Here is a 23962-nt window from a genome sequence, read left to right as displayed (position 1 = left end):
CGATCCAGGTTTTCAGGTCTTTCGAGACCAGACTAACTTCCAGGCCGTATCGGCTGTAGCCGCCAGTGAGTTGGCCGATTGGCTAAAGCCCAGTTGGCTGAGCAGAAAGATAAGAGGCAGAAGCAGTTCATGCAAACAGAGCGGTAAGTACCGGCAGTATTTAGGAGTCACAAAAGAGATGTTTTTGTCATCCCGACGAAGGAGGGATCCTGAACTTTCCTACCAGTGGAGTAAGCATGTGTTGAGATTCCTCCTTCGCCGGGATGACAAATTCGGTTATTATAACAAAAATCTAAACGGCCTCACCAGCTCAACTCACCCGCTTTCCATCGACCAACCGCCAGATTTTCAACGGGTTCGTTGCTTTCAGTTCGTCGGGAAGCAGGGCGTCCGGGAAATTCTGGTAACACACAGGCCGAACAAACCGCAGAATCGCGTTCGTGCCAACGGAGGTAGAGCGCGAGTCGGTAGTAGCCGGATACGGACCGCCGTGCTGCATCGCGTGGCTCACCTCCACACCCGTTGGAAAGCCGTTGATGAGCAACCGGCCTACTTTCTGTTCTAAAATTTCCAGCAAATCGGCGTAGCCGGGCAGTTCGTCGTCGGTTCCCCAAACGGTAGCGGTCAGATGGCCTTCCAGCCCCCGCGCTACGGCCAGCAACTGCTCGCGGCTACCGGCTTCGACCAGCACGCTACCCGGCCCGAACACCTCTTCGGCTAAGGTCGGATTCGCCAGCAATGTTTCAGCCGAGGTTGTCAGCAAGGTTGGCGTGCCATTTGCAAAACTGTCGACGGCCGTAGCCTGCCCCAGCACCCGAACGCCTTCGGCCCCGCTTAACTTTCCGATGCCTTCCGTAAACGCCCGCTGAATGCCCTGGGTCAGCATGGCAGCGGGCTGCGTTTGCGTAATTAGCTTGCCAGATTCCTGCACAAAGGCGTCAGAATCAGGTGATTGCTGAAGTACTGCCAAACCTGGATTGGTGCAGAACTGACCCACCCCCAGCGTCACCGAATTGACGTAGTTCTGGGCCAGCAGGCTTCCTTTTTCCTGAATAATTTTCGGCAAAAAGAAAACCGGGTTGGTACTTCCCATTTCGGCATAGACCGGAATTGGCTCCGGGCGACGGGCTGCGGCATCGAACAAGGCTTTGCCCCCCTGCCATGAACCCGTAAAGCCAATCGCTTTAATGGCCGGATGCTCCACAATGGCCATCCCAACCGCCGTTGTGCGGCCCTGCACTAATGCGAAGGTTCCGGCAGGCAGGCCACAGGCAACAACCGCCTGGCTAATGGCATTGCCCACCAACTGCGACGTGCCGGGATGAGCCGGATGCCCTTTGACCACAACCGGGCAACCGGCCGCTAAGGCCGACGCCGTATCGCCCCCGGCAACGGAAAAGGCCAGCGGAAAATTACTGGCCCCAAATACACCCACCGGCCCCAGCGGACGCAGCATCTGCCGCAAATCGGGGCGAGGTAAGGGTTGACGGTCGGGTAGGGCGGTGTCAATTCGGGCATCGACCCAGGAGCCTTCACGCAGGTACTCGGCAAACAAACGAAGTTGCCCGGTTGTGCGCCCACGTTCGCCCGTCAGGCGGGGTAGTGGCAAGCCCGATTCGGCCTGTGCGCGCGTGAGTAGTTCGTCGCCCAACGCTTCGATTTCGAGAGCAATCTGCTCTAAGAAACGGGCTTTTTCGGTACCGGTTTTTTTACGGTATTCGGCAAAGGCTTCGGCGGCCCGGTCGCAGGCCTGAGCGACCTCAGCGGGGGTAGCTTCCTGAAAAAAACCGGTCAACGGTTGACCAGTGGCGGGATTGATACCCTGAAACGAATCGGTGCTGGCCGATGGTGCCGCGTTTGCGGGTGCGTTCGTCATAACGAAAACAAGAGGAATATGAAAGTGAGTAGCGCAAAAGTAGCCGATTTTTGACGGAATAAACTCACCCGAACCGGTTTGGCCTGAATGCGTCGATAGGCATGCTTTGAACAGAATCAGCGATGAGTTCACTAACTAATTTTCCGGTGGCCGGTCCGAGGCTTACTCCCATCATGCCGTGACCCGTCGCCAGCACCACATTTTCATATCCGTCGGTTCGGCCGATGTAGGGCAATCCGTCGGGCGAGCAAGGCCGCAACCCGCGCCAAACTCTATCAACGGCAGGCATCTCGACGGGTATATCCGGGTAATACTGATTGATGGCCTGCACAATGCCCCGCACGCGGTTCATGTTCACAGTCATGTCGGTGCCAGCCACTTCGAGGGTTCCGGCAAAGCGAAGGTCAGTGCCCATGGGTGTGGCCGTTGCACGGGCTTCGAGCATGATGGCTGGCACGCGCACGTTGTTCGTCACGTTCCGAAGCATGAAGCTGTAGCCTTTGCCGCCCTGAACTGAGAGGTTCAGGCCCAGATGCCGCGCCACGGTTGGCGACCAGGCGCCACCGGCTACGACCACTTCATCGACTTCATAATCGCCCTGCGCTGTTTGCACGGACGTGACGCGGGAAGCTGTCTTGCCAAAGCCCGTCACGGCCTGGCCATCCAGAATCGTGACGCCTTCCCGACGCAGATACGCCACCAGGGAGTGAATCAACTCGCCCGGATTCAGGTGAGCGTCGCCGGGGTAATACACGCCCCCCCGCACAGCGACGCGGGTGTCTGGTTCCAACGCCTGCACCTGCTGGCCGGTCAGCACCTCTGCGTCGATACCGGCCCGGTTGGCTACGATGGCTTCGTCGGCCATTTCGTGTTCGGCAGAGACCGTTTTGTAGAGCATCAGCAAGCCCCGCTCCTGCCATTCAAATGCCAAATCACCATTAACGGCCAAGTTCTGATAGAGTGTTTTGCTGAGCAGACTTAGGTCGCGTAACACAGGGATCGACCGCTCAACATGGCTGGGTGTTGAATGCCGGTAAAACAACCATCCCCAGCGCAGCAAATCGGCATTCAGGCGCGGCTTGACGTAGAAGGGACTGGTTGATTTCAGCATCCAGCGCATCCCTTTGGCCATCATGCCCGGCTGTGCTAAGGGAATAATGTGGCTGGGCACAACCATCCCGGCATTACCAAACGAACAGCCATCGGCAATGGGAGCCTTATCGAACAGCGTGACGCTTAGCCCGGCTTTGTGCAGGTAATAGGCCGAACAAAGGCCAATGATGCCGCCACCAACAATACCAACGTGTGCCATTTTACTCTTTCGCTCTTTAAATTACCTGAAACCCGTATACGTAAGGATCATCATCGTCCAGAATGATGTGGTTATAGCCGTGAATTCTGGCCCACCCTTCGATACTGGGCACAATAGCTGGACGATTAGCCAGTTCGGTTTCGGCTTCAATGCGCCCGTTGAAAATCGAGCCAATAATGCTTTCATGCACGAAGGTATCCCCCGGTTTAAGCTGCCCTTTGGCATACCACTGCGCCATCCGGGCCGATGTGCCCGTGCCGCAGGGCGAGCGGTCGATGGCTTTGTCGCCGTAGAAAACAGCATTTCGGGCAGTCGACGTGGCTTTCAGCGGCTTTCCGGTCCAGAGAATATGGCTCAGGCCGCTGATGGTCGGATTTTCGGGATGCACGAAGGTGTACTGCTCATTTAGTCGTGCCCGCATCGTTCGCGCCCAGCCGATGAGTTGCTCGGCTTTATAGGCTTCCAATCCGGCAAAATTCGGTTGGGGGTCCACAATGGCATAGAAGTTACCGCCATAGGCCACATCTACTGTCAGCAGCCCTAAATCAGGGCATTCAACCGTCAGTTCTTGGGCGGCTAAGTAGGATTTGATATTGATAATTTTCACCGACGTTACTTTCTTGCCTTCCTGTCGGTACTCCGCCCGCACGAGTCCGGCGGGTACTTCAAGGTTGAGCAGGCCCGGCGTTTTGGGTATAATCAGGTTTTGCTCGATAGCGACCGTAACGGTGCCAATGGTGCCGTGTCCGCACATGGGCAGGCAACCCGACGTTTCAATGAACAGCACACCCGCATCGTTGGCTGGGTCCGTGGGTGGGTAGAGAAGGCTGCCCGACATCATGTCGTGGCCGCGCGGCTCAAACATCAGCCCCCGCCGAATCCAATCGTAGTCCCGCAAAAAGTGCTGCCGCTTTTCGCTCATGCTGTCACCCCGCAAAAATGGGATGCTGCCACCCGTAACGACCCGAACCGGATTGCCACAGGTATGCGCGTCGATGCAGAAAAAATGAAATTCAGCCATATTTTCAATGAACAAGGATTAATGCAAAACGGACAATGAATAGACCCATGAAATGTGCATCATTATTCATTATACATTTCCCATTATACATTAATCACCGGCCGGTTGGCCAGGGCCGTCTGAATAACCTGCAATACCTGCTCGCGTTCGGCACCGATGAGCGGCAAACGCGGTGCCCGAACATGTTCCGAACCAATGCCCGTTGCTGTGGCCGCTAATTTGATGTACTGCACCAATTTGGGGTGAATATCCAGTTCGAGCAGAGGCATAAACCAGCGGTAAACAGCCAGTGCTTCGGCCAGTTGACCGGCTTTGGCCAGTTCATAAATGGCGACGGTTTCCTGCGGGAACGCATCGACCAGACCGCCAACCCAGCCGTCGCAGCCCAGCAGCAGGGCTTCCAGCGCCAGCGTATCGACCCCACCCATGAGACTGAACCGATTGCCGAAGGCGTTCCGCATTCGGGTAATGTTCGTCAGGTCGCGGGTGGATTCTTTAACGGCCTGAATGTTGGGCAATTCGGCCAGTTCCTCAAACATAGCCACCGTTGTCATGATTTTATAATCGAACGGATTGTTATAAATCATGATAGGCAGCGAGGTCGATTCGGCTACGGCTTTAAAGAAGGCAACCGTTTCGCGGGCATCGGCGGGGTAGCGCATGGGCGGCAGCAGCATCAGCCCGTCGGCGCCACTGGCTTCGGCTAAGCGGGCGACAACAATGGCCTGCCGGGTGGCCTGTTCGGCAATGTTAATCAACACAGGCACTTTTTTATCCGAAATGGCTAATGCAGAAGCCAAAAGCTCCATTTTTTCCTCTTGAAGCAGCGTGCTGGCTTCGCCTAAGGAGCCGCCGATGATGAATCCGTGGATACCCGCGTCAAGCTGCGCGAGTAGATTTTTTTCAAATAGCGGCAGGTCGAGCTGGTCATTAGCCGTAAAGGGAGTCAGCAGCGCAGGATAGACACCTTCCCACTGGACAGGGACGTTCATATACAGTCAGTTGGTTCGTAGTAAATGAGCCAAAGTTCTGCATTATTCCAAAGATTATGTGGCTTGGAATTAGTCAGTTATGACACTATTTTGATTTGGCGGCAGTTTGAACGCATGAAAACATAGAACTTCAGAAATTAAGTACTCGAAAAAACAAGTTGACTCCGTACAGTAGGTTTAAAAGCCAGTTCTTTAGCGCGTAAAAAAGAAATTGACGCAGGCCCTTCGTTGACACCGGAAACAGGGTCTGCCTGGGCGTTCCGATGAACCTCACCTAATTAACGACTGACAATCGGTCAGATTTGTAGCTAACGGAATGCAAAAAACTGGTAAAAAAATGGCAAAAAATTTGCGTAGTTAAATAACTACACATATACTTGTAGTCAAATAGCTACGCAATGAATTTAAGACGAGACGTATTTCAAGCCATAGCAGACCCGACAAGAAGGGCCATCCTGCTATTGGTAGCCTCACAAGCCATGACAGCCGGTGCAATAGCCTCAAACTTTGACACGGCCAGACCGACCGTGTCAAAACACCTGCAAATACTCACCGAGTGCGAATTGCTTGAACAAGAGCAAAACGGCCGGGAGATTTACTATCATATTAATGCAAAAAAAATGAAAGAAGTAGCCGACTTCATTGAGCCATTCCGCAAAATATGGGAAGACCGATTCAACAAATTAGAAACTATAATGAAAAATTATAAAACTAAATAGCATGGAACAAAAAACAAAAATCAAAGCCGAAGACGGTAAACAGGAATTAGTGATAACACGGGAGTTTGATTTGCCCCTGAAATTACTTTTTAAAGCGTATGTAGAACCCGAAATTGTTGAACAATGGATGGGGACGAAAGTACTGAAACTTGAAAATAAAAAGCACGGCAGTTGGCAATTTGAAACAACCGATGTTAAAGGCAACAAATATGGGTTTAGCGGGGTAATCCATGAGTTTAGCCCGAGCCAAAAAATCACACGGACATTTGAAATGGAGAATGCGCCCGCTTCGGCGGTTCGGTTTCCCGTCCAGCTTGAGTTCCTGGAATTTGAAGAACTTACTGATGACACCAGCAAACTCACCATGCATATCGTATATAGATCAGTGGCAGACAGAAATCAGATGATGCAAATGGGTATGGCTAAAGGTATGAATATGGCACACAACCGATTACAGGAATTTGTAAATAAATTAAAATAAAACAGTATGACAAAGAGAGATAAAATCATTTACTGGATTTCCACTTGCTGGCTTGCTTTAGGAATGCTGTCAACCGGAACAGTACAGGTATTCAGAGTGGAAAAGGAAGTCGATAACATTACCCAACTGGGTTATCCTGGCTATTTGCTAACAATACTGGGTATTTGGAAAATTTTGGGCGTTGTAGCCGTACTTATTCCTAAATTTCCTTTAGTGAAGGAATGGGCTTATGCAGGCTTTTTCTTTGCCATGTCGGGAGCGACATTTTCACGTATCGCATCGGGTGATTCCCTGAATGAGATAGCGCCTTCGTTGTTATTGCTAACACTGACGGTGGTATCGTGGTATTTCAGGCCTGCGGATAGAAAAATTGGTTCAGTTAATTTTAATAAAGGAATACAATGAACCCTAAAGTTGATTTTTATTTTAATAAAGCCAAAAACTGGCAGGAAGAACTGGAGCAATTGAGAACGATCGTTCTTGACTGTGGGCTGACCGAAGAGTTGCGGTGGGGGGTTCCCTGTTACACCTTTCAGAAACGTAACATAGTTTTACTACATGTGTTTAAAGACTACTGCGCGCTTCTGTTTGTCAAAGGTGCCTTGTTAAATAATAGTAGGGAAATTTTAATTGCACAAACGGAGAATACGCAGGCAGCGCGCCAGCTTCGGTTCACCAATGTCCGGGAAATAGCTGAGATGGAAGCCAGCTTAAAAGCTTATATTTATGAAGCCATCGACGTGGAAAGAGTTGGCTTGAAAGTGACTTATAAAAAGAATTCAGAATTCATAATCCCTGAAGAATTTCAACATAAACTAAACGAAAACCCGGCCTTGAAAACTGCGTTTAATACGTTGACGCCAGGACGGCAACGGGCATACATTCTTTACTTTTCGGCGCCTAAACAAGCCAAAACCCGACAGTCAAGGGTTGAGAAGTGTATGCAGCAAATTTTTAATGGAAAGGGAATAAATGAGTAGCAAATTGGATGAGAAAATCAGGCAACCGGCGAAGAAATTTGCCCCTTCCATAGTACAACGTTCGGCTAGCTACTGGAGCCTACCGGTAAACGGTAGGCTCCAGTCACAAAACAAATAAGCCATACCCAACTAAGTGAGTACGGCCTGCTCGTCAACTTAAACCAAACATTGCAATCTTTAGAAATAGCCAGGAAACCCCCAAATTCCCTGAAGGGGATTTGGGGGTTTCCTGTAGCTTCTTTATTTCTTCAAACCGAAGTTCTTGGAAATGCCAAACCCAGCGCCACTACCGAAACCTACGTGGAAATTCGTGGTTGATTCTGGCGCGCCTTCAACTTTCTGAGACGTAAAGCTCAGCGAACCGAAGGTAAAATTGAGGGCGAAACCTTTCTTCAAATCCACACCAATAGCGGGAAACAGCGTTGCGCCAAACCCATTGAGGGTGGTATTTCCCGCTTTACCTGACAAATAATTGGCATTAAGCTGACCGTAAATCGCAAACGGGCCAGCCAGGGGTTGCGTATACCGAATGAAAGGCCCAACCGAAAAAGCAGATGCTTCGGCCGTTCCACTGCTGGCATTACTTATACCCAGATTCAGCCCGGCGGTCCAGTTATCATTCCATTGGTAGCCTACGCCCGGCGAAAAATTAAAGCTATCTGTTGCCCTGGCATTACCTGCCTTCTGGGAATCATACCCCACATTTCCATAAACTAACAGTGTGTTACTCTGAGCCTGAATACGGCCCATACCAGCTACTGTCAGTAACAGGCCAAAAATCACTTTTTTCATGAATTGTCTATGTAAATGAAACATCCGGACGGTTTTAAGTTTATCCGTTTTTATCAATTCATAGACGAAAAAAGGCCCATAAGTCACAGGATCACCTTAATGAGCGGTTTGCATTTGACTCATCCGACCGGCCGAAACCACTCAATTTTCCCCCTAACTATTCACTCAATTTTTTATCTTTGTCTTTCTACAATCCACATTTTCATGGAGAAGCTCTCGGCCGATGACCTGATTTATGGATACATCAACGGCATCTTTCCGATGGCCGACGCCGACGGTACGCTCTACTGGTACGCGCCCGACCCGCGTGCTGTGATTCCCATTGCGACCTACAAGCCCGCCAAATCGCTAAGGCCGGTTCTGAATCGGGGGCAGTTTGAGATTCGGACGAATACGGCCTTCACCGATGTGATGCGCTTTTGTTCACTGCCTCGCAACGACGATGACAGCGTCTGGATTTCCGACGAAATCATTATGGCTTATACCCAATTGCATGAAATGGGACTGGCGCATAGTGTGGAAACGTATATGGATGGGCAGTTAGTGGGAGGGCTGTATGGTGTGGCGCTGGGGTCGGCTTTCTTTGGCGAATCCATGTTTCATCACGTCAGCAATGCCTCGAAAGTCGCTTTTCATCACTTAATTATGACACTTCGCCAACAACAGTTCACGCTGCTGGACACACAGTTCATCAACGAAAACGTTCGGCGGTATGGAGCCATCGAGATTCCCAAAGCGGATTATCTGAATCAGCTTAAAGCGGCACTCCGCAAAAAAGTCCGTTTCGCTACGCCAGCCGTCGAACCGCTATCGAAGGTTTGAGCGGGCCGTTTACCGGTGCCTGATCGGTGCGTATCTTTGCCCGCATGACAAAACCCGTTCTTGTTCTTAAATTCGGTACAGCATCCATTACGAAACCCAACGGCGAGCCAAATGAACCGATTATGGTCGACATTGCCCGGCAGGTGGCGGCTTTGCATCCGCATTACCGAATCGTGCTGGTGTCGTCGGGGGCGGTAGGCGCCGGAAAATCGTTAATTCGCGATTACCGGGGCGACATTACCCAGCGCAAAGCTGCTGCCGCTGTTGGCAACCTGCTATTACTTAATCAATATTCCCGCTTCTTCTCGATATACGGCATTTCCATTGCACAGAGCCTGTGCGAACGCCATCACTTCGCTAACCGCGACCAGTTTCTGCAACTGAAGCAGACCTACGAGGAATTATGGGCAAATGACCTGATTCCCATTGCCAATGAGAACGACGTGGTTAGCAATCGGGAGCTAAAGTTTTCGGATAACGACGAATTAGCAACGCTCATTGCCGTTGGTTTCGGGGCTGAAGCCCTCATGCTATGTACGTCGGTTGGAGGTTTGTTAAATGCCAATGGTGAGGTTATCAGACAGGTAACTGCCTTCGATGAGCATATTTTTAACGTGGTCCGAACCGAGAAATCAGCCCTGGGTTTGGGCGGTATGGCGTCCAAACTGACGTTTGCCAAATTAGCGACCCGCATGGGCATCCGGGTTGTTATTTTCGGTCTTAACGAACCCGACAGTCTGAGCCGGGCGTTAAAAAGCGAAACGGGCACCGAATTTATTCCGCAGCTCACGGCCCTCTCGGCCCGAAACCGATGGCTTGGGAGCGGCAGCTTAGCCGTTGGACGCATTCAAATTGACACGGGTGCGGTACGGGCGTTGCAGGCACGGCGGAGTTTGCTGGCGGTGGGTGTTCGGGCCATACTGGGCGAATTTGCCACCGGCGAAATGGTCGAAATTGTAGACGAACAGGAACTTACCGTGGCCGTAGCACGGGCCAGGATTTCGTCGGAAACATTAGCGCAACAGCTTAATCAGCAAAACGTTGAGGTTGCCAATGCCAATGATATTGTACTTTTGTAATTATGACTCCCATTACGCCCCTCCTCCAGGCTACGCAACAGGCAGCCGCAACCGTTCGGCGGCTTACCCCCGCCCAGAAAACCGACCTGCTCAATCGCTTAGCTGATGTGCTGGCAGCTCACACTACCGACATTGTGGCCGAGAATAAAAAGGACCTCGACCGAATGCCCACGACCGACCCGAAATACGACCGGCTAAAACTAACCGAAAGCCGCGTTGCCGATCTGTCGACAAGTCTGCGTGAGGTGGCTGTGCTGCCCGACCCGGCGGGTGAGGTAATTCTGGAACGGACTATTGAGCAGGGGCTTAAACTCAAAAAAATTGCCGTGCCGCTGGGTGTTGTAGGCGTTATTTACGAAGCGCGCCCAAACGTGACGGTCGATGTAGCCTCGCTGTGTTTGCGGTCGGGCAATGGCTGCGTGTTGAAAGGCGGCAAAGAAGCTGACTTCTCGAATCGGTATTTGGTTGGGCTGATTCAGGGCGTACTGGCCGAATTTGGTGTCCCCAAAAACGCCGTAACGCTGCTCCCCGCCGACGGGCCAGCCTCGCGGGGGGCGGTGGTGAATGAACTGCTGACGGCCACGCGCTACGTGGACATTATTATTCCGCGCGGCTCGGATTCACTGATTCAGTTTGTCCGCAAAAACTCGCTGGTACCCACTATCGAAACTGGTGCGGGTGTTTGCCACGCGTATGTTGAACAAACCGCCGATTTGGCTAAAGCAGCGGCCATTGTCGTTAATGCGCGTGTGTCGCGCCCGTCGGTTTGTAACTCACTCGACTGCGTGCTGGTGGATGAAACCATCGCCGAACGCTTTCTGCCCATGTTGACGGCCGATTTCAACACATGGAACGTGGAGGTGTTCGCTGATGAAACGGCGTATGAAATTTTCCAGCAAGTTGATTATACGAATTTGCAACGGGCACAGCCGGACGATTTTGGCCGCGAGTTTTTGGATTACAAATGTGCAGTGAAAGTTGTGGCGGGGTTCGACGAAGCCCTGTCGCACCTGCAAACGTATTCCTCCCGGCATTCGGAAGTGATTTTATCCCGGAATCAGGACCTCATCGACCGCTTTCTGTTTGAAGTAGATGCGGCTGCCGTATATGCGAATGCCTCCACCCGCTTCACCGACGGGGGGGTGTTTGGTCTGGGAGCCGAAATCGGTATCTCAACCCAAAAACTCCACGCCCGCGGGCCATTTGCTCTCGAAAAGTTAGTGACCGAGAAGTGGGTTGTCGTAGGCGACGGGCAGGTGCGGTGGTAGTTTTTGTGCGATAAGAACTGAGTTTCGTCCGAAACAAATGACTTAGTTAACATGTAAGAAATTATAAAACAGATTTTGAATGGAGAATACAGTCCAACTTAGTGAAGATTTTAGGCGGTCTTTAAGACACTTTGACTTTTATTAGACAAATGGAACTCTCAATTGGGTTGCTGGTGAGGGAGATATTTTAAAAGATATTGATTATCGAAATGAGTTGCTAACAGAAGCAAGATTGGTAGAACAAGCCTTTGCCATTTATGCCAACGTTATTCAAATGGATACCTCTGGTAAAGTGCTGAATGATAACTATGCCACGAGAAGAGCCGCTCAATGGATAAGATTTGCTTGTGACTCTAATTATAAAGTTGACCCAAAGTTTGAAGATTGGGAGGTCGAATTGTATTAGGCTATACTTGCACTTTTATCAGTTCGAGTAATTGCACAACAGTCATTCCATTCTATCTTATTTCACTATACACAATCGAAGTTATCGAACCAATCAAGAAAAAGTGCAACCAACCACGTTTAAAGATAAAACTAAAAATTTGCACTAAACTCAGAATATCCTTGCAAACAGCAGGAGCATACGGCAAATCTAACGAAACAACCATCTTTTTTTCAGTACCCATACCACTCTCCCCACCATTTCTCTAAACTACGCCGGATTTCGGCTTCGCGGGTAGTATAGGCTTTCAACTTAGCAGGATTGACAGCCTACTAATTAGGCGTCAATTGGCTCCTGGTACACTTTCATCAATTGAGTAGCTGACAAAAGGGGAAGAGCGTATGTTACCCCATTCAAGTCCGCAAATTCAACGAGAAAACTTCCATCAGTAAATGTCTCAACAATAGTCCCTAAACTACCTTTTCGTAGTTTTTCGGCTGGAATATCTGAGAGCAGTACAACAACGTCTAATAAGTCAGGGGCATCCATGATCTACAGGTTTAATCGTTTATATAACAACTAACTAAGCGTGGAAACGATTCACCGAAGAGAATAATCCAGGCTGTTCTGATAACGGCAGTTTTGTGTTGATGGGTCATGCTAAAATCCACCACATACAAATCTCCCTGCTGATTTGTCCCCGTAAAGTGAGATTCGTTCAATAACACTGCGGTTAAAATCGAATCCTTAAGCAACAGATAATCCACCGCAGTAAGCCCCAGGGCTGATTTAAATACGCGGGCTTTATGTTTTCCGGTCGTATGTGTCTCTGATAAACAATAGCCAACTAATTTTTGATCGTCAATATGGGCTTTTTCGGCAAACGGTAAGAGCATACGGCAAATCTAACGAAACAACCATCTTTTTTTCAGTACCCATACCACTCTCCCCACCATTTCTCTAAACTACGCCGGATTTCGGCTTCGCGGGCGTTGTGGCCGGGTTCGTAGAGTTTGTGGCCTTTCAGATCGTCGGGCAGGAAGTTCTGCTGAGTGAAATTACCTTCGTGATCGTGGGCGTACTGGTACTCTTTGCCGTAGCCAATCTGCTTCATCAACTTCGTGGGCGCATTCCGCAGGTGCAGCGGCACGGGCAGGTGAGCGGTTTGCTCGGCCAACGCAATGGCTTCATTAATAGCCACATAACTGGTATTGCTCTTGGGCGAAGTGGCCAGATAGACCGCAACCTGCGAGAGAATAATCCGACCTTCGGGCATCCCGATGGTGCGGATGGCCTGCACCGCTTCAGAAGCCATAATCAGCGCCGTTGGATTGGCGTTACCAATGTCTTCAGAGGCCAGAATCACCATTCGGCGGGCTATGAAAATCGGGTCTTCACCGGCCACAATCATCCGGGCCATCCAGTACAGAGCCGCGTTGGGGTCGGAGCCGCGGAGCGATTTAATAAACGCCGAGATAATGTCGTAATGCTGTTCGCCCGATTTATCATAGCGCGCAATGTTCTGCTGGGCTACGGTCGTTACGCCCTCGTCGGTAATAACCAACGGCTCGGCGGATACGTGCGCCGAAGCCACCAACTCCAGCAGATTCAGCAGTTTACGCCCGTCTCCACCCGATAACCGAAGGAGCGCGTCGTAAGAGTCGATGGTAATTTTTTTCGATTGTAAAAAGGCGTCCCCGGCAATGGCCCGGTCAACAACCTGAATTAATTCCTCGCGGCTGAGAACGTCCAGTATGTATACCTGGCAACGGGATAACAACGCGCTGTTTACTTCAAAGGACGGGTTTTCGGTTGTAGCGCCGATTAGTGTAATCTGGCCTTTTTCTACAGCGCCCAGCAAGGCATCCTGCTGGCTTTTATTAAACCGGTGAATTTCGTCAATGAACACAACCGGCGGGAACATGCCGGATGGCCGACTTAGCACATCCCGAATTTCCTTAACTCCAGAATTGATGGCACTCAGTGCAATAAAAGGCCGTTTGACCGCTTCGGCCAGTAGCAGCGCCAGTGTTGTTTTACCGACGCCGGGTGGTCCCCACAAAATCATCGACGGCAATCGTCCGGCATCAACTGCCCGGCGAAGGGCACCCGCCGGGCCGATGAGTTTACGCTGACCAACTACTTCATTGAGGGTGCGGGGACGAACCCGCTCAGGCAGTGGCGTTGAGTCTGTATTCATCCGGCGAAGTTACCCGAACGGAGCGGTGTTGCCAATTATCACTGGGCTAAAACCCAGTGCAATGTATGCGAAATCATTGGCACTGGGTTTTAGCCCGATGGCTGTAAATAAACAAAAAACCCGGTAGTTTCTAAGGCTACCGGGCATAGGCGAGGTTAGGAATAATCAGCGTCAGAGCGACACATTTTCAAGGGTAACATAGCGTTTGAGATTGCTCATCGCTCCGAAAATAAGGTTATATACCGACTGGATATTAATTTGCATAAGGGCCGAAATTTCTTCGTTACTCATATTCTGAAAATAGCGCAGGTGAACGGCTTCGCGCTGGCGACGGGGCAATTTTTCGAGTGCCTGATGCAGGCAATCATTCATGTACGAGTCTTCCTCGTGAGCAATCATTAAATTTTCGTGAGAAGGATCAGCGCCGGTGAGCGTATCGCCAACCCGTCGGCCATTCGTGATTTCATCCTGACTAACTAATTTTTGCTCGGCAGTCAGATGGCGAACTAATTTCCGCTTAATCGAAGCCATCAGGTAGAACCGCACGGATGTCGTTGGACCGATGGTGGTGCGATGCTTCCAGAGCTCAACGAACAAATCATGGATGCAATCTTTAATCAACGCCCGGTCGGTGGCAAAGTGGGCACAATAGTGATAGAGAGTTTGAACGTAGTTCTGGTACAACCGGGCAAACGCATTTTCATCGCCACCGCGAAACAGATTCCAAAGGGTTTCATCGTCGGGGCCGGTTTGAGTACGAGAGCGAGCCATGATAAGTAGAGAGAGGTAAGTAAAGGTTAGGAATAGTCTTGAGGTGTGTAAACTTACCCATAAAAAATAGAATTAAAAACGGTAACTAAATAAAATTTTTTTTTATCTCTGTTTTATACGTTCTAACGGCAAAAAAGCAAATTTCCTACCGTCAAAGAGCCCCTTATCGCTAAGCTTTAACGCTGGAATTACCAATAATGCCATAAATGACAACGTCATAAAGGGAGCCATAAGCGTAGAACCCAGTTCCTTCTTTGCAAATTGATCGAGTTCAGTATACCGGGCGGCTACTTCATACCCGTCGGTGTCGGTCATCAGTCCGGCTACGGGTAATGGCAAAAGCAGGGAGCGCGGGGCAAGGCGCAGGGAGGCATCCAACGGCCCCTGCCCCGCGCTCACCGCCGACAAACCGCCCCGTGCCTCAATGACCAGGTTTACGGCCCGGCAAATGCTCTCATCGTCGCACCCGGCCGCCGTAATATTGTGCGAATCGTGCCCCACCGATGAGGCTATGGCCCCGTGCTTCAGGCCAAAATTTTTGATAAACCCTACCGCCGGGGGCGCATTTTGATACCGATTGACAACGACTAACTTTAAAATATCCCGCTCAATGTCGGGCAAAATCCGGTTATTGTCGAGTTTCGGCTCAAGGTGCAGTTCATTCGTAATCAATTGCCCATCGAGGGCTTCAATGACGCGAATCAATACGTTTTTTTCATTCACCACATTAGTCAACTCCACCCAAAAATCGGACGGTTCTTTTGGTGAGCAGGCAAACTGATTGATGTGCTCACTACGCAAATCCGGGATGTTCGACTGGCCGTTCTGCGCTACAACCTCGCCGTTGATAACGGTTTGCTGGACCTGAAAATCGACTAAATCCGTAACGATGAGGTAATCAGCCGGGTCGCCCTCACGCAACAGACCAACGGGCATCCGATAATGCAGAACCGGGTTCAGGCAGGCCGCCCGCAAGACATGCCAGAGTGAAAAGCCCTGCTTCAACGCCCTCACGACTAACTGATTGATATGTCCTTCGGCCAGCGTATCGGGGTGTTTATCGTCGGAGCAAAACATAATTTGCTTCGGGAATTCAGCCAGCAATGGAATCAGCGCATCGAAGTTGCGGGCGGCACTCCCCTCCCGAATAAGAACGTGCATGCCGCGCCGGGCTTTGTCTAATCCTTCTTCATACGTAAAACATTCATGGTCGGTGCTGATGCCCGCGTCGATGTACCGCTGGGCGTCGTCGCCGGTGAGGCCGGGCGCATGACCGTCAACTGGTTTATTGACGGCCCTGGCCAGCGCGATTTTAGCCAGCACATCGGGGTCCTGATGCAGCACACCCGGAAAGTTCATCATCTCGGCCAGATAGCCGATTTCTTTGCGGGCGAGGAGTTTGCCCACATCCTGCACGTCAATAGTTGCCCCGGCGGTCTCGAATGGTGTAGCCGGAACGCACGAAGGCGCCCCAAACATAAATTTAAACGGCACCCGGCGGGCCTCGTCAAGCATGTACTGAACTCCGGCAACACCCAGCACGTTCCCAATCTCGTGCGGATCCGATACGGTGGCAACGGTGCCATGCACAACCGCCAGCCGGGCAAATTGGGGTGGCGTCAACAGCGAACTTTCCACATGAACGTGGGCATCCACAAAACCGGGTAGCACATACGGCTCACCCGCCCGTTCAGGGCCAAGTCGGTTAATGTGGGCTATGCGCCCGTTTTCAACGGCAATTTCTCCGTAAAAAATTGTTTGGTCGAACAGGTTCAGGATGTTGGCGGTGAGCATAAAATCAGATACGGATAAACAGATTACGGCGATACATCCACCAAAGAATACCATAGAAAATACCCAGCGTACTCATTCCAATCAGCAACGGTTCAAAAGCCGGGCCAAAGACCCGAAAAAATCCGTGGCCGACGTGTGTATACAGGGACGTAATAATAAACCTGTCGATGAGATGGACCAGACAATAAGCAGCAATGGAGTTCATACCGACAACCACCAATGGAAACGCCCATTTTCGCTCACCGGCCACATCGATGATGGCGTAAAAAAAAGCAAGAATCCAGAAACACCAGCCCCCACTGAACAGCACCCAGGCGGGTGTCCAGATGCGCTTGACAATTGGACAAATGCCTGCTACGTGAAGCACGACGCCAGCCCCCACGCCAATAATGCCGGCGAGGATTAAGCGTTGCAAGCGTTTAGAATGCGAGCGGTCTGACCGCAGCCAGCGGCCTGCCTGTAGACCCAGCAGCATCGTCCCCAGCGTAGGGATGAAACTAAGGGTGGCATAGCCCCCACTATTGAAGAGGAAGATTTTTTCGCGGGGAAACAGATTCAGAAACCACGTATCAAACGCCCAGGCAAGGTTGCTGTTTTTATTGAAGTGCGCCATCAAACCCGTATAATGATTTGGCCAGTTTCGGCCCGGCAGTCCGGTGGGAACACCCACCGCAGCATAATCGAAACCGGGGCCGGGAGCCGGATACACCACAAACGCCAGCCAGTAACCAACCAGAATTACGCCCAGGGCAATCCATCCTGTTCGGAAATTTGCGTTACCCAGCAAGAATAAGCAAGGATAGCCCAGCCCAATTTGCGTCAGCGTATCCTCGAAGGTAAAGTTAGTTTGATTAGCATGGGTAGACCGTAGAAAAATACCCAGCAGAATCAAAATCAGGGACCGGCGAAGCGACCGGCTTAACTGCAGTTGAAATGGTTTTTTCCGGGCTATCTGGCTGGCGAGCGAATACGGCAGGGCAACACCCACCAAGAAAGAAAACGAAGGCTGAATCAGGTCATGCAGCGAACAGCCTGCCCACGCCACATGGCTCTGATGATATGCCAGCAGTGCCCAGATAACGCTATTCGGAAAGGCTTCGTGTAAATGGCTGAACTCCAGAATTTCAGCCGCCATCAGAACCATGACAAAGCCCCGATACGCATCCATCGACATCAGACGTTCAGCCGCAAAACGGGTTTGGGTAGCTGCAGAAATTGGCGACATGAGCAGAGTCAGGATTAGACCATCAAAACTTGCCATTGGCGGTCACATTCGCAATAGCGTTGGCTAAAGTTTTTAAGTAGGGTGGTATATTTAGGCGTGATGCGTCTCTTTACTTTAAAAATAAACTGTTTACCCGATGTCTGCCCGCGTGCTAAAAGTTCATCCTGCCGATAACGTCATCGTGGCCCTGCGCGATTTGTCGGCTGGGGAGCACATTGAATTCGACAATAGTGTTTATGAGTTACCCTATGCCGTTAGCGCCAAGCATAAATTCGTAACCCAGGACCGGCAACCCGGCGACCCCGTCACCATGTATGGCGTGCTGGTTGGGAAAGCCACGCAGCCCATCCGGCGGGGTGAACCCATCACGACGTTTAACCTCAAACACGACGCCGACCACTACGGCCTCGACAAAAAACAGCCCTACTCCTGGCAACCACCCGATGTATCCTCCTGGCAAAACCGCCGGTTCATGGGCTATCACCGGGCCGATGGCAGCGTAGGCACCCGTAACTACTGGTTAGTGGTGCCGCTGGTTTTTTGTGAAAACCGCAACGTGCTTATCCTCAAAGATGCCTTTGAGCGCGAACTCGGCTACGCCCAGCCCGAAACCTACCGCGAGCAGGTTCACGAACTGCTTAGTCTTTACAAAGCAGGTGACATGAACGTCATCAAAAAAATGCAGCCCTTTGTCGATCAATCTCAGAACAGGACCCTGCACGGAGACAGCCCGGTACGCAATCGACCCTTCAACAATGTGGATGGCATCAAATTTCTGACGCACGAGATGGGTTGTGGCGGAACCCGGCAGGATTCGGGCTACTTAGGTTCGCTGCTGGCCGGTTTCATCAACAATCCCAATGTGGCCGGCGCAACCGTGCTCAGCTTAGGCTGTCAGCATTTGCAGATTGATACGATTTCAACCGAAATCAAACGACAGAATCCGAAGTTCGATAAGCCATTGCTGTTGTTCGAGCAGCAGGCTGGCACCGAATATGCGCTGATGTCGCAGGCAGTGAAAGAAACGTTTCTGGGTCTGGTCGAGATAAACAAATTCGAACGCCAGCCGGCTCCGCTCAGTAGGTTGACGATTGGGCTGAAGTGCGGTGGCTCGGATGGTTTTTCGGGTATTTCGGCCAACCCAACGCTGGGTCACCTGTCGGATATTATCGTGTCGCTGGGCGGAAAAACCGTGCTGGCCGAATTTCCTGAGTTGAACGGCGTTGAACAGGAACTCATCAACCGGACCGAAGACCTGGCCAAAGCCCAGAAATTCATCGACCTAATGAGCACCTATTCGGCTCAGGCCGAGGCTGTTGGCTCAGGTTTCGATATGAACCCCTCGCCCGGCAATATCAAGGACGGGCTGATTACTGATGCCATCAAATCGGCGGGAGCCGCCAAAAAAGGAGGCAACGCGCCCGTAGCCGATGTACTCGATTATGCAGAACCCGCCACCACGCCCGGCCTGAGCCTGCTCTGCACGCCCGGCAACGACGTGGAAGCGACAACGGGCATGGCAGGCTCGGGCACCAACGTCATTTTGTTCACAACGGGCTTAGGCACACCCACCGGCAACCCCATTTGCCCCGTCGTTAAGATTTCGACTAACACGAAGCTGAAAAACCGGATGCCCGATGTCATTGATTTCGACAGCGGCCCCATCATCGACGGCGAACAGGGCATTGCCGAAAATGCCGATGCGTTATTAGAATACATCATCCGGCTGGCATCGGGCGAGGAAATCACCCAGGCCGAACGACTCGGACAAGACGACTTTATTCCCTGGAAACGGGGGGTTTCACTTTAATTTTCAATGAGTGAATGAGCGAATTAGTGAATAATCGGATCGCCGGAACGGGCTGGCGTTAGCTATTCACTAATTCGTTCATTCACTCATTCACTCATTGACAATGTTCTCTCTCCAAAACAAAACCGCCCTCATCACCGGGGGAGCCAGTGGTATTGGGCTGGCTATTGCTCAAACATTCGCGCAGGCCGGCGCGTCGGTGCATATTCTCGATCTGAATAGCGACCAGGCCGACCACGCTGCCAGCGACATTCGCGGGGCGGGCGGGCAGGCTACCGGCCACGCGGTCGATGTGTCGAACCAGCAGCAAATGACCGAAGTCATCAATCGAATTGCGGGGTTGGGGCCAGTTCATATTTTGGTGAATAATGCGGGCGTGTCGCACATTGGCAATGTTGAAACCACGACCGAAGCGGATTTCGACCGTATTTTCCGCATCAATGTCAAGGGGGTTTATAATGGTTTGTACGCCACCATTCCGCACCTGAAGGCTCATGGCGGGGGTGTTATTCTGAACATGGCCTCGGTCGGTGCCACGCTGGGCCTGTCCGACCGCTTTGCCTATTCGATGAGCAAAGGGGCCGTGCTGACCATGACGCTATCGGTGGCAAAGGATTACCTCAAGGACAATATTCGGTGTAACTGCATATCGCCCGGACGGGTCCATACGCCCTTTGTGGATGGATTCCTGGCGAAAAACTATCCCGGTCAGGAAGCCGAAATGTTTGAGAAACTCTCAAAAACGCAACCCATTGGCCGCATGGCCAAGCCATTAGAAATTGCTGCGTTCGCCTTGTATCTATGCTCCGATGAAGCGGGCTTCGCTACCGGCTGCGACTACCCGCTCGACGGAGGCTTTACCCGGCTGAATACCTAACCTGTGCTACGGCTTAAGCTCAGATAGTGAGGCAAGAAGCGTTGGGAAGAACGCGGCAAATGTTGGGTAACGTTTCCGATTTTGCTCGTAGTGTTTGAGTTGGGCAACAAAGTGCGGCAGATATCGCCAGTTTGCATTTTGGGTTTCAACAGCTTTGGCATCGGCCTCGTTGCCCATCGTTCGTGCAATCCGAATTTCACCCGCCCGAACGACGTATTCACAGAATTGCGTGTGCCAGTCGTGGTATTGCTGGTCGCCTTTTATGGGCTGATATAAGGCATTGAACCGCTCAATCTGGGTTTTGTAACGAGGCTGATTGGCGAATGGATTGACAAACGAATGGCCAAACTCATGAACGGCCAGGCGTCGGATGCCCGCACGGTTATCGAAGCCCGGCGAACGAACCTGCCCATCGGTTGTGATCACTGCTTTGCTTAATGGCGACGATATATTGAAAATATCGATTCCGTTTTTGGAAATTACTTCCCAGCCCATACCCCAGCCGGTTTGAAAAAATGGGTTGATCAGGAGATGATATCCATTTTTGGTCGCACCGTAGTAGTTTTCCAGGGTTGCAATAAACGTAGATCCCGGTAAATTTTTGGTTACCTCTGCCTGCGCTTTCTGATAAACAGCCTGATTATCAGTCAAAAACTGGTTAAACCGAAGGGTGGTATAAAGTTGATTAAGCTGGCCGAAGAAACCATCGAGTGCCCGCACTACCGAATCCCGATTGGGGCTGATGGCCTCCGTAAGAACAACGGGCAGGTCTATCTGGCGACGCGCGTGAGGTACTTCGCTGTAGTACAAACTCAGCAGATACGTACCTGTTCCCAACCGGTCCTCCAACTGTTGATACGCCTGAAAAACAGGCAGTTGCTGCACCGGCTTAAACTGATAGAACGACTTCCGCATTAGAATGCTGTTCTCCCTGTACCAGGGGTTAGTAAGCGTGTCTTTCAGCAAACTGGCCGAATTCTGAACCGCCAGCATATTTATCAGTTCAACGTTTTTGTTGAAACCAACCTGAATCCGTTTTTGGGCAACAACAACGGCAGAAAGACTTAAGAGAAAAATCAGAAGGGCGGCTTTCAAGCTATACGTATGAATGGATGGGAAACTGGCTGCTATAGATACTATTCTGCAAAAACTACTTTTACGCCGTCGTCCGCATCAGCCCAGAATTCATGGCGACGGCGTTGCTCATCCGCCCAGGTTTCTTCGAGTTTATCTAACAACTCGCGCCGGTTGGGAGCCTGTTGACGTTCGTTGAGGGCTGTCATCGTATTTCCCATATAAGCAAATATAGCCAAACCTGGCCAGTTCACTTATCGGTCTTCAGCAACTTTACGGCACGTCGGTTTTGCCCTTCGTACTGGATGTGCAACAGGTACAGGCCCGCCGGCAATTGCTCCCCAAACGTAACGGTCTGACCGGCTTTGGCGGCTCCTAAGGTCAATCGTTTGCGGCCCAATTCATCGACCACGTTCATGGATTGAATATCCCGCTCAGCCACGAACGAAACCCTGTCAGTTGTCGGGTTCGGGAACACGAAGTTGTCTGCAATGTCAACAGTACTCAGGCGGACGCCCGGTGCACAGATCGTTACATTTTTGCAGTATTGAGCATACCAGGGCGCTGCCGAATAATTGACGCCCACGCACACCTGCCCACCCGTGAAATAAGAGCCGAAGTTAAAGGAAGCTTTTCCCGGCTGCACCGGGGTAATACTCTGGGTCGAGCCATTACACCACCAGGAAAAACCAGTCGCGCTGGCTAATCTGCCGGGGTTAACTTCATACACCTGCACTGCATTTTGTGCTACGCAACTGGGGCCAATCAAATCGGCGGCTGGGTTCGTCGGCGGTGTCGTCGTAGTACTGACCGTAATTGTAATAGCGGTCGATGTGGCCGAAGCTCCCCCATTGTCGGTGGCTTTGGCCGTGAGGGTATATGTCCCTACACCCACGTTCGGCCAACTGAACTGATAGGGCGATGACGCATCTTCGCCCAATTTCGTGGAGCCATTGTAGAACTCTACTTTCGTAATGGCGCCGTCGGTATCACTGGCATTAGCGGCTAACGCTACAGTTGCCGGAGCGGTAAATGTGGCACTATTGGCAGGCGACGTTAGTGACACCCCCGGCGGCTGATTGGGGGCGGGTGCTGCCGTCACCTGCACAACCGACGACGTCAGGATGCCACTACTCACCAACGCCTTCGCCGTGAACGAATACGTGCCCTGCTGAATACCCGAAATCGTCCAGGAGTAGGGAGCAGTGGCATCCTGGCCTAATTTGGTAGCGCCATTGTAGAACTCAACCGCCGTGGCGGTGGCATTGGCAACACTGGCATTAATAACCAGGTTCGTACCAATGTTAACAGTTGTGCTGGTGGCAGGGCTTGTGATGGTAACCGAGGGCGCTGGTGGCCCAAAATCATCGGCGGGGTTCAGGATATGGTCCTTCACCCACGTTCCGGATGCGCTGGTGTTGTTCCATTGCTGACCCGAACAGGCCCCCGAATTAAGCCCTGCCGATGACTCGCCTGCGTCGGAAAAGGTCCAGTTGCACCAGCTTATTTTCTGCCCCGCCGGATTCTGCCCCGCCATCAAATCGAGCCAGGCCTGACTGTTGTTAAAATCAAGACTGCCCCCACCCGAATACGTTGAGGTTCCCCACTCGCTGCAAAACAACGGCAGCGAATTCACCACCGACCGAATATCGCCCTGGAAAAAGTGCGATGCCGCATAAAAGTGAAAGGTGTACATGATGTTGGAGAAAGCCAGCGGGTCGCTCAGCACATCCTGCGGACGCTGACACCAGTTTGGGGTGCCGACCAGAATAATCGCGTCGGGGTCATACTGCCGAATAACGGGAATAACCTGGTCGGCATAGGTCTTCACCTGCGCCCAGCTAACCCCGTTTGGTTCATTACAGATTTCGTAGATGACGTGTTTTTTTCCGGCATGGGTTTGAGCCATCGTTCGAAAAAAATCAATGGCGTAGGATAGCCGGGCGTTGGGGTCGCCGGGGTTCAGTACGTGCCAGTCGATGATGCAGTAGATACCCGCCTGCGCTGTCCAGTCGACAATCTGATTTATTTTAGCCCGCAAACCGCTCTGGTTATTCAGGTAACCACCCTCATCGACATACATGGCCGCCCGAAAAATATCGACGCCCCAATTGGTGGCGAGCGCCTGCACCGACGCCTGCGAATAGCAATTGTCGAACCATTGCAAGCCGTGCGAACTCATGCCGCGAAGTTGAACAGCCTTCCCGGATTCGTTGGTGAGTTGACGATTGACAACCCTAAGCCGACCGTTAGCCGCTAAAGGCGTCGTGGACTGAGCGACCGTTAACGAATGTATCAGCAGCAACCCGAACAGTAACGATGTAAAGTTTTTCATAGTTGTGAATAGGCATGTGCTGTCAATAAAGATACAATACATACTTATTGTAAAGTTAAAGGTTTCTGAAATATTTTTTCATAAACAAAATTCATTGATTGGTAACAAGGCGTGTTTGCGCCAGAATGGTTAAACTTGCGCCATTGTCT

At 51.4% G+C, this 23962-nt stretch carries 25 protein-coding genes; 10 read left to right on the top strand and 15 right to left on the bottom strand.

Annotation, left to right across the window (positions count from 1 at the left end; translation table 11 throughout):
• Nucleotides 1-12: 12 nt before the first annotated feature.
• The 5 genes from ACYVI1_RS07545 to ACYVI1_RS07525 all read right to left on the bottom strand — a co-directional run bounded on the left by ACYVI1_RS07545 (nucleotide 13) and on the right by ACYVI1_RS07525 (nucleotide 5201).
• Nucleotides 13-171: a hypothetical protein gene (locus tag ACYVI1_RS07545; RefSeq protein WP_460908424.1), complete on the bottom strand. Its 159-nt coding sequence runs from the start codon at nucleotides 169-171 to the stop codon at nucleotides 13-15.
• Nucleotides 172-310: 139 nt separating this feature from the next.
• Nucleotides 311-1876: an aldehyde dehydrogenase (NADP(+)) gene (locus ACYVI1_RS07540; protein WP_460908422.1), complete on the bottom strand. Its 1566-nt coding sequence runs from the start codon at nucleotides 1874-1876 to the stop codon at nucleotides 311-313.
• A 64-nt stretch (nucleotides 1877-1940) separates the two neighbouring features.
• Complete coding sequence (locus ACYVI1_RS07535) at nucleotides 1941-3188, bottom strand: NAD(P)/FAD-dependent oxidoreductase (protein WP_460908420.1); 1248 nt, start codon at nucleotides 3186-3188, stop codon at nucleotides 1941-1943.
• A gap of 16 nt (nucleotides 3189-3204) precedes the next feature.
• Nucleotides 3205-4209, bottom strand: a complete 1005-nt coding sequence (locus ACYVI1_RS07530) for a 4-hydroxyproline epimerase (protein WP_460908418.1) — start codon at nucleotides 4207-4209, stop codon at nucleotides 3205-3207.
• An 83-nt stretch (nucleotides 4210-4292) separates the two neighbouring features.
• On the bottom strand, nucleotides 4293-5201 hold the full coding sequence (locus ACYVI1_RS07525) for a dihydrodipicolinate synthase family protein (RefSeq protein ID WP_460908416.1): 909 nt from the start codon (nucleotides 5199-5201) through the stop codon (nucleotides 4293-4295).
• Nucleotides 5202-5599: 398 nt separating this feature from the next.
• Here ACYVI1_RS07525 and ACYVI1_RS07520 point away from each other — a divergent pair, with 398 nt between their 5' ends.
• The 4 genes from ACYVI1_RS07520 to ACYVI1_RS07505 are packed head-to-tail and all read left to right on the top strand — an operon-like array spanning nucleotide 5600 to nucleotide 7381.
• Nucleotides 5600-5920 carry an ArsR/SmtB family transcription factor gene (locus ACYVI1_RS07520; RefSeq protein ID WP_460908414.1) on the top strand — a complete coding sequence of 107 codons (321 nt, stop codon included), beginning with the start codon at nucleotides 5600-5602 and terminating at the stop codon, nucleotides 5918-5920.
• Nucleotide 5921: 1 nt separating this feature from the next.
• Nucleotides 5922-6401, top strand: coding sequence for an SRPBCC domain-containing protein (locus ACYVI1_RS07515; RefSeq protein WP_460908411.1), 480 nt, complete (start codon nucleotides 5922-5924; stop codon nucleotides 6399-6401).
• A gap of 6 nt (nucleotides 6402-6407) precedes the next feature.
• Nucleotides 6408-6806 (top strand): DoxX family protein, encoded by a 399-nt coding sequence (locus ACYVI1_RS07510; protein ID WP_460908408.1) that lies wholly within the window; start codon nucleotides 6408-6410, stop codon nucleotides 6804-6806.
• A complete protein-coding gene (locus ACYVI1_RS07505; RefSeq protein ID WP_460908406.1) occupies nucleotides 6803-7381 on the top strand; it encodes a YdeI/OmpD-associated family protein in 579 nt (192 codons plus the stop codon). Before ACYVI1_RS07510 ends, ACYVI1_RS07505 begins: the two co-directional genes overlap by 4 nt.
• 240 nt (nucleotides 7382-7621) lie before the next feature.
• On the opposite strand, the gene ACYVI1_RS07500 is transcribed toward ACYVI1_RS07505, so the two are convergent.
• Nucleotides 7622-8173 (bottom strand): outer membrane beta-barrel protein, encoded by a 552-nt coding sequence (locus ACYVI1_RS07500; RefSeq protein WP_460908404.1) that lies wholly within the window; start codon nucleotides 8171-8173, stop codon nucleotides 7622-7624.
• Nucleotides 8174-8377: 204 nt separating this feature from the next.
• Here ACYVI1_RS07500 and aat point away from each other — a divergent pair, with 204 nt between their 5' ends.
• From aat to ACYVI1_RS07480, 4 genes are all read left to right on the top strand, one after another.
• Nucleotides 8378-8995 carry a leucyl/phenylalanyl-tRNA--protein transferase gene (aat, locus tag ACYVI1_RS07495; protein WP_460908402.1) on the top strand — a complete coding sequence of 206 codons (618 nt, stop codon included), beginning with the start codon at nucleotides 8378-8380 and terminating at the stop codon, nucleotides 8993-8995.
• 44 nt (nucleotides 8996-9039) lie between these two features.
• A complete protein-coding gene (gene proB, locus ACYVI1_RS07490) occupies nucleotides 9040-10074 on the top strand; it encodes a glutamate 5-kinase (RefSeq protein ID WP_460908400.1) in 1035 nt (344 codons plus the stop codon).
• Between the two features lie 2 nt (nucleotides 10075-10076).
• The gene (locus ACYVI1_RS07485) at nucleotides 10077-11342 is read left to right on the top strand and encodes a glutamate-5-semialdehyde dehydrogenase (protein WP_460908397.1); all 1266 of its coding nucleotides are present in this window, start codon (nucleotides 10077-10079) and stop codon (nucleotides 11340-11342) included.
• Between the two features lie 184 nt (nucleotides 11343-11526).
• Nucleotides 11527-11748, top strand: coding sequence for a DUF7677 family protein (locus ACYVI1_RS07480; RefSeq protein ID WP_460908788.1), 222 nt, complete (start codon nucleotides 11527-11529; stop codon nucleotides 11746-11748).
• Nucleotides 11749-12063: 315 nt separating this feature from the next.
• Here the strand turns inward: ACYVI1_RS07480 and ACYVI1_RS07475 are convergent, their stop codons facing one another.
• The 6 genes from ACYVI1_RS07475 to ACYVI1_RS07450 all read right to left on the bottom strand — a co-directional run bounded on the left by ACYVI1_RS07475 (nucleotide 12064) and on the right by ACYVI1_RS07450 (nucleotide 17717).
• A complete protein-coding gene (locus ACYVI1_RS07475) occupies nucleotides 12064-12276 on the bottom strand; it encodes a DUF4926 domain-containing protein (protein WP_460908395.1) in 213 nt (70 codons plus the stop codon).
• A gap of 11 nt (nucleotides 12277-12287) precedes the next feature.
• A complete protein-coding gene (locus ACYVI1_RS07470) occupies nucleotides 12288-12623 on the bottom strand; it encodes a DUF6883 domain-containing protein (RefSeq protein WP_460908393.1) in 336 nt (111 codons plus the stop codon).
• Between the two features lie 32 nt (nucleotides 12624-12655).
• On the bottom strand, nucleotides 12656-13927 hold the full coding sequence (locus ACYVI1_RS07465; protein ID WP_460908391.1) for a replication-associated recombination protein A: 1272 nt from the start codon (nucleotides 13925-13927) through the stop codon (nucleotides 12656-12658).
• Nucleotides 13928-14098: 171 nt separating this feature from the next.
• Complete coding sequence (locus ACYVI1_RS07460; protein WP_460908389.1) at nucleotides 14099-14698, bottom strand: RNA polymerase sigma factor; 600 nt, start codon at nucleotides 14696-14698, stop codon at nucleotides 14099-14101.
• Between the two features lie 102 nt (nucleotides 14699-14800).
• Nucleotides 14801-16492 (bottom strand): adenine deaminase, encoded by a 1692-nt coding sequence (gene ade, locus ACYVI1_RS07455; RefSeq protein WP_460908387.1) that lies wholly within the window; start codon nucleotides 16490-16492, stop codon nucleotides 14801-14803.
• A gap of 4 nt (nucleotides 16493-16496) precedes the next feature.
• Nucleotides 16497-17717 (bottom strand): acyltransferase family protein, encoded by a 1221-nt coding sequence (locus tag ACYVI1_RS07450; RefSeq protein ID WP_460908385.1) that lies wholly within the window; start codon nucleotides 17715-17717, stop codon nucleotides 16497-16499.
• A 136-nt stretch (nucleotides 17718-17853) separates the two neighbouring features.
• Between ACYVI1_RS07450 and ACYVI1_RS07445 the strand changes: the two genes are divergently transcribed.
• Together ACYVI1_RS07445 and ACYVI1_RS07440 are read left to right on the top strand one after the other, a co-directional pair.
• The gene (locus ACYVI1_RS07445; protein ID WP_460908382.1) at nucleotides 17854-19527 is read left to right on the top strand and encodes a UxaA family hydrolase; all 1674 of its coding nucleotides are present in this window, start codon (nucleotides 17854-17856) and stop codon (nucleotides 19525-19527) included.
• 103 nt (nucleotides 19528-19630) lie between these two features.
• Nucleotides 19631-20404, top strand: a complete 774-nt coding sequence (locus ACYVI1_RS07440; RefSeq protein WP_460908380.1) for an SDR family NAD(P)-dependent oxidoreductase — start codon at nucleotides 19631-19633, stop codon at nucleotides 20402-20404.
• Between the two features lie 6 nt (nucleotides 20405-20410).
• On the opposite strand, the gene ACYVI1_RS07435 is transcribed toward ACYVI1_RS07440, so the two are convergent.
• Genes ACYVI1_RS07435 through ACYVI1_RS07425 form a run of 3 tightly spaced genes read right to left on the bottom strand, consistent with a single transcriptional unit; the run spans nucleotide 20411 to nucleotide 23813 of the window.
• Nucleotides 20411-21499: a DUF4932 domain-containing protein gene (locus ACYVI1_RS07435; protein ID WP_460908378.1), complete on the bottom strand. Its 1089-nt coding sequence runs from the start codon at nucleotides 21497-21499 to the stop codon at nucleotides 20411-20413.
• Nucleotides 21500-21540: 41 nt separating this feature from the next.
• Entirely contained in the window at nucleotides 21541-21687 is a 147-nt protein-coding gene (locus ACYVI1_RS07430; protein WP_460908376.1) for a hypothetical protein, read from the bottom strand.
• A 41-nt stretch (nucleotides 21688-21728) separates the two neighbouring features.
• Entirely contained in the window at nucleotides 21729-23813 is a 2085-nt protein-coding gene (locus tag ACYVI1_RS07425; RefSeq protein WP_460908374.1) for a cellulase family glycosylhydrolase, read from the bottom strand.
• Between the last annotated feature and the right edge of the window lie 149 nt (nucleotides 23814-23962).

Source organism: Spirosoma areae, from assembly GCF_054781775.1.
This window is presented reverse-complemented; position numbering and strand designations above follow the sequence as displayed.